Origin of the sequence: Pseudomonas kermanshahensis, assembly GCF_014269205.2 — a bacterium.
Taxonomy (GTDB): domain Bacteria; phylum Pseudomonadota; class Gammaproteobacteria; order Pseudomonadales; family Pseudomonadaceae; genus Aquipseudomonas; species Aquipseudomonas kermanshahensis.
On sequence record NZ_JABWRY020000001.1, the window covers coordinates 3,866,060 to 3,881,996 of the forward strand.

A 15,937-nucleotide genomic window follows, 5' to 3' on the forward strand; every position below is an offset into this window, starting at 1 on the left:
TTACTCCTTACTTGGCAGCCATGCGCAGCGCGCCGTCGAGGCGGATCACCTCGCCGTTGAGCATGCTGTTCTCGATGATGTGGCGGGCCAGTGCAGCGTATTCCTGAGGGCGGCCCAGGCGCGGCGGGAACGGCACCCCGGCGGCCAGCGAGTCACGCACTTCCTGGGTCATGCCGGCCATCATCGGGGTTTCGAAAATGCCCGGGGCGATGGTCATCACGCGGATGCCGAAACGCGCCAGCTCACGGGCCGTTGGCAGGGTGAGGCTGGCGATGGCACCCTTGGATGCCGCGTACGCAGCTTGGCCGATCTGCCCGTCATAAGCAGCGATAGAGGCGGTATTGATGATCACCCCGCGCTCGCCACTCTCATCCGCCGGCCCCTCGGCCATCGCTGCTGCAGTCAAGCGCAGCAGGTTGAAGCTGCCAATCAGGTTGACGTTGATGACCTTGGCGAAACTGGCCAGGCCATGCGGGCCTTGTTTGCCCAGGACTTTCTCGGCGCCGACGATACCGGCGCAGTTGACCTGCCCATGCAGGCTGCCAAAAGCGCTGACGGCGGCGTCGACCGCAGCCTTGGCGGCCTGCTCGTCGCTGATGTCGGCGACCGAAAAGCGGGCGTTGTCGCCCAGTTCACACGCCTTGGCTTCGACCGCCTGAGCATTGAGGTCGACCAGCATGACCTTGGCACCGGCCTCGATCAGCATCTGTGCGGTGGCGGCACCCAGCCCGGATGCGGCGCCACTGACGATAAAGTGTTTGTTGGCTATTTGCATGGTGTCGTTCCTTTAGGCACTGGCGTGAGCGGCCAGTTGGGCCTGTTGTTTGGCGATTTCCTGGTTGCGCAGGATGAAGCGTTGCAGCTTGCCGCTCGGGGTCTTGGGCAGCTCGCTGACGAATTCGATTTCGCGGGGGTAGGCGTGGGCGTACAAGCGCTTGCGCACGTGCTGGCGCAGGGTTTCTTCCAGCTCGGGGGTGCCTTCCACGCCTTTGGCCAGGACGACGAACGCTTTGATCAGCTCGGTGCGTTCAGGGTCGGGCTTGCCGACCACCGCCGCCTCGACCACCGCCGGGTGCTCGATCAGCGCGCTCTCCACGTCGAAAGGGCCAACCCGGTAGCCGGAGGTGGTGATCACGTCGTCGCTGCGGCCCACAAAGCTGATGCTGCCATCGGCATTGAGTTCGACCGTGTCGCCGCTGAGGTAATACTTGCCGACGAAGGCTTTGGTCGGCACGCCGTGGTAGCCACCAAACCAGCACAACGGCGACTGCTCGCGGTCCACGGCCAGGATGCCGGGCTGGCCAGGCGGCAGCTCCGCGCCCTGCTCGTCCAGCACCACGATGCGGTGCCCGGGGATGGCGAAGCCGGCAGACCCCAGGTGCACCGGGTGCTCCAGGCCATGGTGATTGCACAACACCATGCCCAGTTCGGTCTGCCCATAATGGTCGTGGATGGTTACCCCAAGCTCGTCGGCGAACCAGCGGATCACCTCTGGGTTGAGCGGCTCGCCGGCGCTGCTGACCACCCGCAGGCGGCCTTTGATCGGTGCCGAAAATTCGCTGCCTGCCGCGATCAACAGGCGGTACGCGGTTGGCGAACCGGCCAGGTTGGTAATGCCGAACTTGTCGATGATCCGCGCGCAGCTTTCCACGCTGAACGGGCCATCGTAGAACGTCGTGGCATGGCCCAGCGCCAGCGGGCCGGTGACGGCGTAGTAAAGCCCATAGGCCCAGCCCGGGTCGGCTAGGTTCCAGAAGTTGTCTTTCGGCCGCAGGTCGATGGCGTCGCGCATGTAACCCTGGAAGGCGACGATCGCGCGCAGCGGCACTTCGAGGGGTTTAGCCGGGCCAGTGGTGCCGGAAGTGAACATCAACAGGAAAGGGTCATCGCCCGTGCGCATGACCGGCGGGCAGTGCTCAGCGGCGCCGTCCAGGCTCTGCTGGAAGTCCAGCTCGCCGGCGCGGGCGTGCACACTGATGATCGTCGGGCAACCGTGCACCTCATCCAGCTTGGCGCGGTTCTGGCTGTCGGTGACCACCACCTTGGCCCCGGACTGCTCCAGTCGATGCTCGATGGCCTTGGGCCCGAACGCAGTAAACAGCGGCTGATAGACAGCACCCAGGCGCCACGTGGCAAGGATGGTCACCAGCAGCTGTGGAGTACGCGGCATCAGGCCGGCAACGCGGTCTCCCGCTTTTACACCCTGCGCCTTGAGCACGTTGGCAAAACGCGCGGCCTGCTCGCACAGCGTATCGAATGTGAACGGCTGGCTTTCGCCGTCGCGGTTCACCCACAGCAGGGCGAGCTTGTCGCTGCCCACATGGCGGTCGCAGCATTCGACGCAGGCGTTGAGCGCAGACAGATCGCCCTGCAGGGCATCAGCGGCGGCCTGGGCATGGTCGAAAGCACGAGCGGCCTCGGCGTAGTTACGCATCATCAGACTCCTGGCTTTTTATTGTTGGAGTGCACCCGTTATCTGACGATGGTGTCGCTACACCTGCCGCTCGGCAATGGCCTAATTGCTCAATCGTGATGAGCGGTTTGGCCTGAGGGCTGTTCGCTCAAGGCCTTGCGCGTCAGGCGCAGGATCAGCCGTCGTTCAGCCTCATCGTATGCATGCTGGATCTGCCTCCCACGCGCCTCGTCCAGCGGGCTTTCTGCCTCCATTTGCTCATCGAACGGTTGTCTGATCTGGACGAACTCATCGTCATGGCGTGCACGCAGGTATTTGACCCAGAAATCCCGATCACTGATGTAATTCACCAGTGCATCGGTACTTTCCGCCCAGCGCACTGAAGCCGCGGCACTGTCGAGCTGCTGCTGGTTGACGCCGCCCAGTGCCTCGAACTGCATGGTTTTTGGCTGACCCGGCAGGCTCAACACACGCGCCAGGCCAATGCGGTAAGCCAAGCTGACCTCAATCTCATCCACGCTGTCACGGGCGCGCTGTGCCGCATCAGCCTCTGCCAACCCGGCGCCGCGCAACCTGTCCTCCTCCAGCGCCACGCGCCGCTCGATGTCCAAGCGTGCCTGTGCCTCGACTTGATCCAGTCGGAACAAGCCTGTGGCCAGTTCAAGCAAGGCGCTTTGCTGTGCTGGTTCCCCTTCGGCGCGCATCGCCTGCGCCACCATCACCCCCACCTCCTGCGCACTGAAACACGAGATCACGCTGTCCACACAGCCACGTGAAGAGGCCGTTTCAAACAGTTCATCACGCAGGGCAGCATCCTCGCTGGCCGCCGCGATCACCGTCCATACCCGGCGCGCCAGGTCCTGTGGTTCGCGCCGGAAGTCGCTGGTCAGGGTCAACGCCCTCAGCAAACTGAAAAACTCAGAGCTTTCATCGAGGGCCTGCAATGCATCCCATTGCAGTTCACGGCCAGCCCTGGCGGGCCCATCCAACTGCCCCAGCCATTGCGCCCGGGCTTGCGCAAAGTTCTCGGCAGGCTCAGGCGGTAGGGCCGGCAATGGGTTGACGGCATGAAAACGTTCACGCTCGGCCAGTGCCAGCGGGTTGTTCTCCAGCAATACCGCGCGACGACGCTGCAAGGGCATGGCGAACAGGCTTTGCCGCACGTGGGCGATGTGGTTGTCACGCAGGTTGGCCGACTCCAGCTGTACACAACGCTCAAGCCCGACGGGTACGGTCTGCAGGTTGGTCCGCCGCACGTTCAGCACCCTGAGGTGTGCTAACTCACCCAATTGCAGGCTGACGCCGCCCAAGCGGTTGAAGCTCAGGTCCAGCGTGTCCAACTGCGACAACTCGCTCAGGCTGGTCGCTAACGCCTCGGTCATGCGGATGCGGTTGTGTGACACACGCAGGCTGGTCAACTGGTTCAACTCGGCGATCTCCGCTGGCAGCGTAGTCAGGGCATTGTTGCTGAGGTTGAGTAATCGCAGCCCCCTGAAGCAGCGCAGAAAACCTTGGGGTAGCGTCTGCAGGCGCAGGCCGATCAAACTCAGGTCGGTGACATGCCCGAACTGCGTGCCGACAGGCAATGTGGGCAAGCTCCCGACCTCAATCCCGACCAGGCTCAAGCGCCGATACTCCCGACTCGCGCCTTGGGCATCGATGCGCAGCCCTTCCAGACGCCAACTGCGGCGCAACATGCTGGCCACATGATGACGCGCGCCACGCACGTTGCCGGGCGGCACGTCCAACACCCAGGCATGCAGAGCCCGGTCCATTCCCATATATTCCCTATATAGCCGGATCATCGCGGCATAGGCGGTCTCCGGCGATTCGAGCAATACCGACACGTAGCGGTCCACTTCCAGTGTGCGGAAAGACGGGAACAAATCCCCCACCGCGCCGACTAGGTCTTGCCGGAGCGAATCAGGCAGTTCATCACGCCCATTGAGCAGGTACCCGATGCGCCCATCGGCAAGCCTTCGCAAAGGACTGCGCCCAGGTTTGATGTCGCGCAACCCTATGAGTTCGGCCTGCGCCTGACGCTCGCGAGGTAGCCAGCTACGCAGCGCATTGCGGATTTGCTCAGGGGCCTGGCTGCCATCCCAGGTCAGGCGAGCAAGATCACGAGGGGCCAGGTGCCTGGCCAACACGTCGGCGATATCGACAGGGTCGCGCAGGTGGATATCCCGTTCACGCCCCTGCGCGTCATAGCACTTGAAGCCACCTGGGCGCTTCACCAGCACGGTGCTGACATATGCCGAGCTCTTGCCCGGGTGCAACTGCGCCAACAACCGACCGACATCTGAGCCTTCACGCAATTCCAGGTCGACCGCCCCGCTCAGGTTGGCCTGCTGGCGCAATAGCGCAAACACCAGTTTGACCGTATCGGGGTGATAACTGCCTTTGAGGTAAAGGCCTTCACGCATGCGCGTCAGCCGCGCCATTTGCAAATGCTCACGGGCCCTTTCAGCAACAGGTAAGGGGATGCGGTCTTCCCTGAGCATCCACGCGCGCTCGGTGTCAGTTGCCGACCTGAGCACATCGAGCGCATAGGCGTCGGGCAGACCGCTGAAGTCCCTCTGGATCAACTGCAACAAAGGGTCTGTCGCCAGGTATTGGCGCGAGAGATGCTCCAGCAGTTGCTCCCTGAGCTCTGCCGCTCTATCCAGCAGTTCCAGGCGCTGCTCTTCCAATGACAACGTCTCGATGCGCAAGCTGTCCATGCACCACTGCCACAGCGGGGCGTCTGCCGGCTGACCTTCGGCCAATTGCGTGAAGAACGCCTCGATTCTAGCCTCCACGGCGAACCGTTCGACCGTGTCACGCAATGCCACCGGTAACGGCCGTGCCTCCACCAACAGCCCGCGCAGATGCTCCTGGTCGACATCGGCCACCTTGAGGATCTGCCCGATACGTTGCTCGCTCAGCGCTGCCGCTGGCGGCCAAAGGCGACCCAACAGCAGGCCTTCCCCTTGCCACGCCAGTGGTCGCTCGCTCGGTAAGCGCCAGCTGCGCTCGCCGTTAAACTCGAGTATAGGGCCGAAGCTTGCCTGGCGTTGCGGGTGACAGAGTTGCCAGCCACTGCGGCCAAGCACGGGCCTGACCTGGTAGTAGGTATCGCCGTTACGCCACCAGCGCCCTTCCCCTTTGGCGAGCAAACCGTTCTCCAGCGCCAGCAGGTCGGTGGGCGGCGCCTTGTCCTCATAATGGCTGATATCCCCGTCCCATAACCGCGGCGCTCCCCCATCGTTGAGTATCGGCAGCAATTGATCGACCTGCGCGCTGCGGGTGAAGCCTCGGGCGACCACGGCAGTGCCGCCAACCAAGGCAGCGCTGACCACCACCGTTTCGGCGACGCCCAGCAGGTGCTCGATGGCTTCATGGCGATGCCCTTGATGCCAGTCCTCGACCCCCTCACACACATCCTTCAGCGTTTGGCCAATCATGTCGGCCGCCAGCACCTCACCGATCACGGGTACGAACAGGCCGGCCAGGTTGAGCAGGCCCATGCCTATCGCCTCCAGCGTTCGCAAGCGTTGGGCACTGACGCGGGCATCGACCTGGGCAGTGGGCACCGCGATAAACCGTGCGTCGTCACGGATCCGCTGCACCTGCTGTGCAGCCAAGGTCGCGAACAGCGCCTCATGGATCTCCTCGCAAGCACACTGGGCATCGGTGTGCGCATCGGCCAGACGCTTGCCCAAGGTATTGAGGTATTCAGGGCGGTCGGCTAACGCGATGCGCTGGCTAAATGCCCGCTGATAGCCGGGCTCACGCAAACGCCTGCCAAGGTCCAGGCTAGCCTCGCGCCACGTGCCATAGGCACGCAGCGACTGCTCATGATCGTCTGGCAGATACAAGATGACACCCGTCACGACGCGGGAAGACTTTGAGCCGTACAACGGGGCCACATCCAGCCGCTCGAATGCCATGGCACCCTCTACTCGGCAATCCAGCACAGTCAACGCGCCTACATAGGCGCGGTTGCTGCGAGCATGAGTCGGCGGCTTGCCTTGCACGATCCGCCGCAGCATCGCCAAGTCATCGTCCGGCAACTGCGCTTTCAACGTCGCGATTTCGATAGCCAGGACTAGCTGCAAGCGCTTGTCATCGGCAATCAGGGCCATACAGTCGGCATCAAGCAGCGTGTCGAGGTGCTCCTGGTACTGCTTGCCAATATCCAGCGCTCGACAGGTCTCGACCAGCATCTCACCCGAGGTGGTCAACACTTCCTCCGCCTCGCCCGTCGCAGAATCGTATGGGTACACCAGCCCAGTATCTGGATAAAACGACTCACCGGCCTTGAAGTTCTGCATAAGTCTCTGCAATGCCGGCAGGCGCACGAAGTAGGGTTCGAACTGCTGGGCTGGCAGATCGTTGACTTTCTTGAAACGCTGCTCTCGCCATTGCGCCTTGGCCAGCGCGATATCCACTGCCATGGCGACGCGCAACCGCTCTTCCAGCAACGCGGTGGCGAACGTGTCGATCGGCTGCAGCCGGGCAAACGTCTGCTGAATCTTCTGTTGGCTCTGCATGTGCTCATCAAAGCTGCTGCGCAGGGCCAGCAACTGTTCGTGATCAGCGTTTTTCAGCCAATCAGGCAGCGTTTGCGCGATGAACGCGTCGGTTGCCTGTTGCCGTGGGAGGTCTGGGGTCGTATCGGTCATGGTGTCGATCACAGTGGTGGATGAGCCGCTAACTCTGCGGCCCACCACCGCCTGCCTGAACCCGGAAAACCGCCCCTGCAGGCAGGTTCAAGGGTTGATAGCGCAACTCGCGTTAGCCCTGGCGGGCCAGGCTGGTCCTCAACTCGAAGCGCGTCAGTGCCACGCTGTGACGCTGCATGGCAGACTCATGCTCGATCTCCAGGTTCTCCAAGGCCTGCGCACGCACTGGCGCAGGTGCGTCTGGCTGCTCGGCATGAAACCGGCGGACCCGCTCACCATGAGCATGCTCCAAGGCGAGAAAATCTTCCGCGTGCTGGCTACGCAAGTAGCGCTGCCAGAAGCCGCGTTGGCTCAAGTCTTCGGCAAACGTCTCGATATCGCCCACCCGTTCGATACGTTGCCTGGCATCCTCTATCGACGCCTCACTGACACCCAGCGCCTCGGCATTACGCAGGGTTTGGGGTTGGCCAGGCAGGCTCAGGGCCTCCCTCAGCCTGACGCGATAGAGCAAGTCGATGTCCCGGACATCGACATCGGCCAAGCCCATTAACGCAGGGTCAGCCAGCCGGGCGTTTTCCCGTGCCTCATTCACTTGAGCGGCCGTCTGCCGTGCAAACAGGCTCAGGAAGTCCAAACGGAACAGGCTGAGCCCCAAACCGATATGCTCATTGACCCGCTCGAGACGATGGGCATTTGCCTGAGCGCGCGCCTGCAAGCTGTGCAGTTGCATCCGTGTGAACACATCCACTGCCCGTCTCTCGCCAGACGGCGTGTCGACAGCCTGCTCGAATACTGCATTGCGCAGCGTGTCATTGAGGCGCATCTCCTCCAGCAGCGCCCACACCTGCCCGGCTATGTGCGGGCGTGCCAGCTCATAATCAGAGGCATGTTCCAATTGCCCCAGCAATTGAACGAAAGCGTCGCTGTTGCGATGCATGGCCATGGCTGCCCATGCCAAGGCTCGCTCGTCCTGCAGTGGCTCAGGCGAGGCCTGAAGCCATAAGTCGCGCACGTACGCGGGGTCCACAGTGGCCTCCAGCACCTCGGGTATCGTTTCGGGGGCGTAAAGGGCCATGACTTGGCGGTTGCTCAAGCGGTTGCGCCCCACCAGGAACACCTGGCGGAAGGCTTGCGGCATCTGCAGTGTTTCATCAGCCACCGCGCTGAGCTGATTGTCACGCAGGTCCACCACCTGCAGGTTCTGGCACAGCTCGATGTACTGCGGCCAGATACCCAACCGGCAGTGGCGCAGGTTCAGATGCATCAGTTGCTGCAGCCGATTGAAGCGCAAGTGCAGCGCCCCCAGCGGGTTGTAGCTCAGGTCCAGCCGTGTCAGTTCGGCCAGCCCGGCAAGTGTCTCGACAGCCGACGCATTCAGACGGATCACGTTGCGCGCCAGCCGCAGTGTCCGCAACTGAGGCAGGTAGCTGAGCCCGGGCGGAATACTCAACAACCGGTTACCACTGAGGTTCAGGTAGTGCACGTGGGTGAAGCTGTGCAAAAAGTCACTCGGCACACTACTGATGGCGGTGTCGTTAATGACCAGCGACGTCACGAAGCGAAAGTGCACGTGCCCTGGCAGTGCCGGCAGGCTGGCCAGTTCGCCGAAGCCCAGTGACAAGCGCTCCCCTTGTCCACGCCAGGCACGGAGCACCCGATCGGCGATCAACTGCCGACTGGCCCGCCTGCTATTGCTGAACTCTGCGGATACCCAATGGTTGACCGCCCGATTCAATTGCTCATGGTCATCCTGCAAACCTGCCAGCCGTGCAAACGGCATGTCCTCGCCCTGCAGCAGGTGCTCCAGTTCCTGGTTCAGCTGGTTGTCGTCCAGACCCGGGAAAAGCCGGCGCAAGCCGGTGAGCAAGGTTTGCCGCGGAGTCTGTACCACCGCACCCCGGCCGCTGAGCAAATAGCCCACGCGGCCATCGGCCAGGCGCTGGCCCGGATTGAACCAGCGCTGTTGCGGCGTCCATCCAAGCAGTGCCACACAATCCTGGTGTGAGGCTGGCAACTGTGCTCGCAGCTTTTCTCTCAAGGCCAGGGCCGGGTCATCCCCTTCAATGCCGAGTGCTTGCAATTGGGCTGGCGACAACGCCGCGACCAGGGCTTCGAAAACCGTGGCAGGCACCGGGTGGGGCTGAGGCAGGGCTTGCCCTTGCGCATCGTACAGCTGGAAATACCGATTGATGCGAACCAACTGAACACGCGCCGTTCCCTGGCCCTCGGGAACAAAGCTGGCCACCAGCCGACCCTGCGGCGTCGCCTCGCGCACCTCGAGCGCGAGGCCAGCGGGCCACGCTGGCAGCTTGCGCAGCAAGGCGACGGCAAGCTCATCGGTTTCGCTGCAACTGGCACTGGCCAGGTAGAAACCTTCGATGGCTCGGGTCAGGCGTGCGGCGCGCAGCAGCGCTCGCGCTTTGCTGGCCAGTGGCAGTGGTAACCGCTGCTCGCGACGGGCAATGGCGTATTCGACTGCACTGCAATCTTTCAGCACCTCAGGGATGTAACCCTTCGGCAATCCTGGGAACTCGCGCAACACCAGGCCGGCCACTGAGGCGGCGGAGCGCGGGGCGTAGGCCAAATGTTCGAACGCCCGCCAGCGCATGGCCGGCAGCTGTAGCAGCAACCTGTCGCGCAGGCCAGCCGAAGGGCCTGCGACTTCACGCTGCGCGCTTAGCCAAGTCAGCAGCTCTTCATCGCGGGGCAGGTGCGTTTCGTTGCCTAAGTGGCGGACGAAAGCCTCGATGCGTGCGTCCGCAGCAAAACGGCGCAGCGTGTCGGCGAGGGTGATGGGGGCCGCACGGTTCTCCACCAGCACACCGCGTAATTCATCCTGGTCGATACCGGCCACCTTCAGGATCTGCTCGGCCGTCTGCCTGTCGACGGGCGGATCCTGTGGCCACAGGCAATCGAGCATGCGGGCGCTGTCGTCCCACGCCAGTGGCTGGTCGAGCTGCAAGCGCCAGCCGCGCTCGCCGTTGTGCACCAGCGCCGGCCCATAGGCACTGTCGTCCAGCGGATGGCGCAAGCGCCAAGAGCCGTTGGCCACAGGGCGATGCACTTCGTAATAACGGGCCTGCAAACGCAGCCAGCGGCGCTTGCCCGCGCCATACAGGCCATCAGGCTGCAGGCTTCGGTCTTCAGGGGTTGTTTCATAAGGGGCCAGGTCGTTGTTCCACAGCCGCACCTGCTGCGTGCCCAAGGCGACGGGTTCGAGCTTGTCAACGAACACACTGCGCACCACCGCCACCCCGGCGACCGTCGCGCCGGTGAGCGCCACCACTTCGGCGACGCTGAGAAAATGCTGCAGCGCCTCATGCTGATGGCCCCGCGACCAATCCCTGACGCCCTCGAACACCTCAGACAAGGTCTGTACCACCAGTTGCCCCAACAGCAACGCCCCCACTGCTGGCACGAACAGCCCGGCCAAGTTGACCACGCCGATGCCCAGCGCCTTCCACATCTGCAAGCTATGCTCGGTGGCCGCTTTGTCGACGTCGACGGTGGGCACCAGCAGCAACCGGGCATCGGCCTTCGCCTGTAGCACCTGCAGCCTGGCCAACGTCAGAAAGGCGTCCTCGACCATTTCACCCCGTGTCAGCGACAGGTCCGGTTGCGTGTCCTGCAAGCGCAAGCCGAGTGTCTGCGTAAACCCAGGACGCTGCTTCAGGCTCACTTGTTGCGCCAGCGCCTGGCGAAAGCCCGCTTGCTGCAACTCGACGGCAAGCGTCTGCTGCATCTCGGCCATCGACACGTAGCGGCGCAAGGCGTTATGCGAATCGCCAGGCAGGTACAGCAGCACGCCCTGGCTGACGTTGGCGGGTGTACGTAGCTCAATCAGCAAGGTATTGGAAAGTGTCTGCCCGAGCATCTCGAGCGTGCTGACAAAGTGAGGTTTGGGCTGCCCATAGGTATTCGGGGCAAACGCCGCAACATCGCGCAGGGCTGCATGCTCCCACGCGGTGAGGTGCCCTTTTAGCGCAGCAAGCTCGACAGCCAGGCTGAAGCCGTTGCGTTTGTCCGCGGCAAGCAGGTTCAGGTTTTGCGGGTTATAGACCTGGTCTAGTTCATCCTGATAGCGCCTGCCCACGTCCAGTTGCCGACAGCGGTCAATAAACGCGTCATCGGCCTCCACCAGCAGGGAGGTGCTCCCTTCAAAGCCAAGGCCCTTGCTCAACAGAAAATCAGCGCCGGTTTGCAAGCCCTGCATCAGGCGGGCCAACGCGGGTTCGTAGGTGTACTTGCGGGGGTAGGCAAACCTGTTCAAATCCGGCTGGGCTGCGTTGGTCACTTTGATCCAAAACAAATCTGCCAATCGCACACCTGGGGGCAAGGTGTCCGGCAGCAGCGTTTGAAAATGCGTTTCGGCAAATTGCCGCAGCGGGGGCAAGCCACCGATTGCGTCGTGCAGTAACTGCTGGCTTTTCTTGTGCTCACTGAAAAGGCTGCGCAGCGCATTGATCTGCGAGGGTGTGGCGCGCTTTAGCCAGTCGGGTAACTGGCCCTTGATGAAGTCATCCGTTGCAGTCGACAGCTTCGCTTGCACGGCAGGCAATTGCTGAGTGGCAGTTGGCGTGGGCATGGCGGTTCCAGTGGTAGGCGATGGGCCGTACATGCTTGTGCCTGCATGCCCTTCCCATCAGCTGGAAACGCTTCAATCGCCCCGAGCTCCGCCAAGGCCTTCTGCCTGGATCAGCGCCCGGTAGTGCCCCGGATTACAACCAAACCATTTGCGAAAGGCCTTGTAGAACGAACTGCTGTCGGCAAACCCCAGCCGCTCGGCGATCTCGCCCAGGGCCGGCTCCGTTTGCGCCAGCCAGGCGATGGCCAACTCACGGCGGGCGCTGTCCTTGAGCCGCTGATAAGTCTGGCCCTCGTCGGCCAAGCGACGCCGCAGGGTCGCGCCAGACAGGCACAAGTCGTGGGCAAGGCTTTCGGCATCCGGCCATTGCGCCGGGTCAAGGGCCAGCAGTTGGCCACGGATACGCCGGGCCAGGCTGGCCGGGTCGCGGTACTTGACCAGGATGTTGCCCGGCGCCTCGGCCAGAAAACGCTGCAATTCCTGCGGTGTGCGCTTAAGCGGCAGGTCCAGGCAGTCGGCCGCAATGATGATGCGCGAGCGCGGGCGTTCGAACTGCAGGTTCTCCGAGAACATTACCCGGTAATCGTCACAGAACGGCGGCTCGGCGCAGCGCAGGTCGATGGTCAGGATCGGAATGCGCCGCCCCGCCAGCCAACACGCGACGCCGTGCACGATCATCCAGAAGGTAAAATAGGTAAAGGCCCGGCGCGGTTGCTCACGCGGCTCGTTGATGACGATTTCGGCCAGGCTTTGCTGGCGCACCAGGCTTGGCTGCAAGTCTTCGAGCATCAGCGACAGAAACCCCATGGCAATTTCAAGGCCAGCCCCGAGCGTAGGCTGCGCCATGGCCGCACGCGTCAGAAACGCCAGGCTGCCCACCGGCAGCCCGCGTGGGTCCATGGCGAAAAACTCGTCGTTGCAGCGGCGCGCCAGCAGCCGCCACAGCCGCGCATAGGCATCGGCAGAGACGCGTGCCTGGGGCAACTCGAGCTGCGTCGGGTCGATACCGGCACGCTGCAGCACGCCGACATCGGGCTGCCCGGCCGGGCAGGTCTGCAACAGGGCTTCACGCACCAGTTGCATGGAGATGGTGTCTTTATCGCTCATCGGCCATCCAGGTGGGTCTATGCCGGCCATCTTAGGCCGGGGCAGGAAAAACGCCAGCGTCGCCTCACAGGTTGGCCGCCAACCCCAGAAACGCCTGGATCAACCGCAGTTCGCGGCGCCGCTCCAGGCAGCCGATCATGTGTTGATTGACCAGGCCGTCTCCCGCCAGCGGCCGCGCCACCACGCGCGGGTCATGGGCCACCTCGGTCGACGACACCACGCCAACCCCCAGTTCCGACGCCACCGCCTCGGTCACCGCTTCACGGCTGTCGAGCTCCAGCAGCACACGGGGCTGCACCCCGGCAGCGGCACAGGCCTTGTCGAACGTACGGCGGGTGGTCGAACTGGGCTCGCGCAGCACCATGATCTGCTGATTCAGCGCGGTCAACGGCAAGTCGCCTTCACCGTTCGCCCACGCATGCCCCGCTGGCAGCAACGCGCACAGCCGCGACTCGCACAGGCTTTGCAGGTACAGGCCCTTGCGCGGTTCGATTTCGGTCAGCACCGCGACATCGGCGTGCTCGGACAACAGCGCGGCCAAGGTTTCCTGGGCATTGCCCAAGCGCAGGTTGACGGTGATGCCCGGGTAGCGCTCGCGCAATTGGGCGAGCATCGGCATCACGCGGTGCGGGCCGTCCGCCGCCACCTCCAGGCGCCCCGTCAGCAACTGCCGGTTGGCCTCGAGCATCGCCTGGGCTTCTTCGGCCAGGCCGAACATCGCCCGGGTGATGGCCGCCAGCCGCGTGCCCTCCTCGGTCAGTTCCACCCGCCGTGCCGTGCGCCTGAGCAGGGTGATCTGGTAGTGCTCCTCCAGCGCCTTGACGTGCCCGGTCACAGCCGGCTGGCTGATGAACAGCCGCGCGGCGGCACGGGTAAAGCTGCCCTCACGGGCGACGGCATCGAAAGCGCGGAGCTGGAACAGGTTCATGTTTATCGGCCTGACTTATGGCTGGCATAACAACAAACAATTTGATTGATAGCTTAGCCAATTGCAACCTAGCCCCCGTAGTTTCAGCGCCAGATTTTTCGGCTGACCACCCGCCGCTTGTGAGGAACCACGGAATGAGCAACGCACCCATCCTGCTGACCCCCGGCCCCCTGACCACGTCGCTGCGCACCCGCCAAGCCATGCTGGTGGACTGGGGCTCCTGGGACAACGACTTCAACCAACTCACCGCCAGCGTCTGCGAGCAACTGCTGGCGATCATCGACGGCAGCGTCAGCCACCACTGCGTCCCCCTGCAAGGCAGCGGTACCTTCGCCGTGGAAGCCGCCATCGGCACCTTGGTACCCCGCAATGGCAAGGTGCTGGTGCTGATCAACGGCGCCTATGGGCAACGCCTGGCGAAAATCTGCAAGGTGCTGGGCCGCACCTACAGCACCTTCGAAACCGCCGAAGACCAACCGACCACCGCCGCCGATGTCGACCGCCTGCTGGCCGCCGACCCAGCCGTCACCCACGTGGCGTTGATCCACTGCGAAACCAGCACCGGCATCCTCAACCCACTGGCCGAGATCGCCCAGGTGATCAAGCGCCACGGCAAGCGCCTGATCATCGACGCCATGAGCTCGTTCGGCGCACTGCCGATCGATGCCCGCGAGGTCCCCTTCGACGCACTGATCGCGGCCTCGGGCAAGTGCCTGGAAGGCGTGCCGGGGATGGGCTTCGTCTTCGCCGAAAAAACCGCCCTGGCCGCCGCCGAAGGCAATGCCCACTCGCTGGCCATGGACCTGCATGACCAGCACGCCTACATGGCCAAGACCGGCCAGTGGCGCTTCACCCCACCTACCCACGTGGTCGCGGCGCTGCATGAAGCGCTGCAGCAGTACAACGAAGAAGGCGGCCTGCCCGCGCGCCACCAGCGCTACGCCGACAACTGCAAGGCCCTGCTCGACGGCATGGCCGCCCTCGGCCTGCGCAGCTTCCTGCCGGCCGATATCCAGGCGCCGATCATCGTCACCTTCCATGCCCCGAACGATGCCCGCTACCAGTTCAAAGACTTCTACGAGCGAGTCAAGGCCAAGGGCTTCATCCTTTACCCCGGCAAGCTGACCCAGGTCGAGACCTTCCGCGTCGGCTGCATCGGCGTGGTCGGGCCTGATGGCATGCAGGCTGCAGTCAACGCCGTGGCCGAAGTGCTGCGGGAAATGGAAGTGCTGGACATCTGACCCTTTGCCCACCCCAATTCAGGAAATAGCGCACATGAACTACAGCAACCCTACCCAGCTGCAAGCCGCCATCCTCGACTGGGCCGGCACCGTGGTCGACTTCGGCTCGTTCGCCCCCACCCAGATCTTCGTCGAAGCCTTTGCCGAGTTCGACGTCCAGGTGTCCATCGAAGAAGCCCGAGGCCCGATGGGCATGGGCAAGTGGGACCACATCCGCACCCTGTGTAACGTGCCGGAAATCGCCGAACGCTACCGCAAGGTGTTCGGCCGCACACCCACCGACGATGACGTCACGGCCATCTACAACCGCTTCATGCCGCTGCAGATCGAGAAGATCGCCGTGCACTCGGCGCTTATCCCCGGCGCCCTGGACACCCTCACCGGCCTGCGCCAGGACGGCCTGAAGATCGGCTCGTGCTCGGGCTACCCGAAGGTGGTGATGGATAAAGTGGTGGAACTTGCCGCCCAAAACGGCTATGTCGCCGACCATGTGGTGGCCACCGACGAAACCCCGAACGGCCGCCCCTGGCCGGCCCAGGCCCTGGCCAACGTGATTGCCCTGGGCATCGATGACGTGGCCGCCTGCGTGAAGGTCGATGACACCGTACCGGGCATCCTCGAAGGCCGCCGTGCAGGCATGTGGACGGTGGCACTGGTGTGCTCCGGCAACGCCCTGGGGCTGACCTGGGAAGGCTACCGCGCGTTGAGTGCCGAGAAACTGGAGCGCGAGCGCACGCGCATTCACGCGCTGTTCGCCAGCTCCCGCCCGCACTACCTGATCGACACCATCAATGAGCTGCCCGAAGTGATTGCCGACATCAACCGGCGCCTGGCCAAGGGCGAGATGCCGCAAGCATCCTGACCCGACCCAAACGGGGCTGCCTTGCAGCCCAATCGCCGGCAAGCCGGCTCCCACAAAAAATGCTCAGTGCTCAAGGCCAGCGCTATCCCTGTGGGGGCTTGCCGGCGATGGGAGCGGCGTCCATTAAATGTGAA

General features: G+C 63.5%; 8 protein-coding genes. 2 read left to right on the top strand and 6 right to left on the bottom strand.

The genetic code is table 11. The features are described from left to right. Positions 1 to 7: 7 nt before the first annotated feature. From HU764_RS17435 to HU764_RS17460, 6 genes are all read right to left on the bottom strand, one after another. Positions 8 to 775 carry an SDR family NAD(P)-dependent oxidoreductase gene (locus HU764_RS17435; RefSeq protein ID WP_186703839.1) on the bottom strand — a complete coding sequence of 256 codons (768 nt, stop codon included), beginning with the start codon at positions 773 to 775 and terminating at the stop codon, positions 8 to 10. 12 nt (positions 776 to 787) lie between these two features. Beyond that, positions 788 to 2,434 carry an acyl-CoA synthetase gene (locus HU764_RS17440; protein ID WP_186703870.1) on the bottom strand — a complete coding sequence of 549 codons (1,647 nt, stop codon included), beginning with the start codon at positions 2,432 to 2,434 and terminating at the stop codon, positions 788 to 790. A gap of 89 nt (positions 2,435 to 2,523) precedes the next feature. Next, positions 2,524 to 7,080: an NEL-type E3 ubiquitin ligase domain-containing protein gene (locus tag HU764_RS17445; RefSeq protein WP_186703840.1), complete on the bottom strand. Its 4,557-nt coding sequence runs from the start codon at positions 7,078 to 7,080 to the stop codon at positions 2,524 to 2,526. A gap of 112 nt (positions 7,081 to 7,192) precedes the next feature. Then, positions 7,193 to 11,665 (bottom strand): NEL-type E3 ubiquitin ligase domain-containing protein, encoded by a 4,473-nt coding sequence (locus HU764_RS17450; RefSeq protein WP_186703841.1) that lies wholly within the window; start codon positions 11,663 to 11,665, stop codon positions 7,193 to 7,195. Positions 11,666 to 11,737: 72 nt separating this feature from the next. Next, positions 11,738 to 12,772, bottom strand: coding sequence for an AraC family transcriptional regulator (locus HU764_RS17455; RefSeq protein ID WP_186703842.1), 1,035 nt, complete (start codon positions 12,770 to 12,772; stop codon positions 11,738 to 11,740). A gap of 64 nt (positions 12,773 to 12,836) precedes the next feature. Further along, positions 12,837 to 13,700: a LysR substrate-binding domain-containing protein gene (locus tag HU764_RS17460; protein WP_186682197.1), complete on the bottom strand. Its 864-nt coding sequence runs from the start codon at positions 13,698 to 13,700 to the stop codon at positions 12,837 to 12,839. A gap of 134 nt (positions 13,701 to 13,834) precedes the next feature. On the opposite strand from HU764_RS17460, the gene HU764_RS17465 reads away from it, so the two are divergent. Together HU764_RS17465 and phnX are read left to right on the top strand one after the other, a co-directional pair. Then, positions 13,835 to 14,941 (top strand): 2-aminoethylphosphonate--pyruvate transaminase, encoded by a 1,107-nt coding sequence (locus HU764_RS17465; RefSeq protein WP_186682199.1) that lies wholly within the window; start codon positions 13,835 to 13,837, stop codon positions 14,939 to 14,941. Between the two features lie 34 nt (positions 14,942 to 14,975). Further along, positions 14,976 to 15,803: a phosphonoacetaldehyde hydrolase gene (phnX, locus tag HU764_RS17470; RefSeq protein ID WP_027596561.1), complete on the top strand. Its 828-nt coding sequence runs from the start codon at positions 14,976 to 14,978 to the stop codon at positions 15,801 to 15,803. Positions 15,804 to 15,937 lie beyond the last annotated feature (134 nt).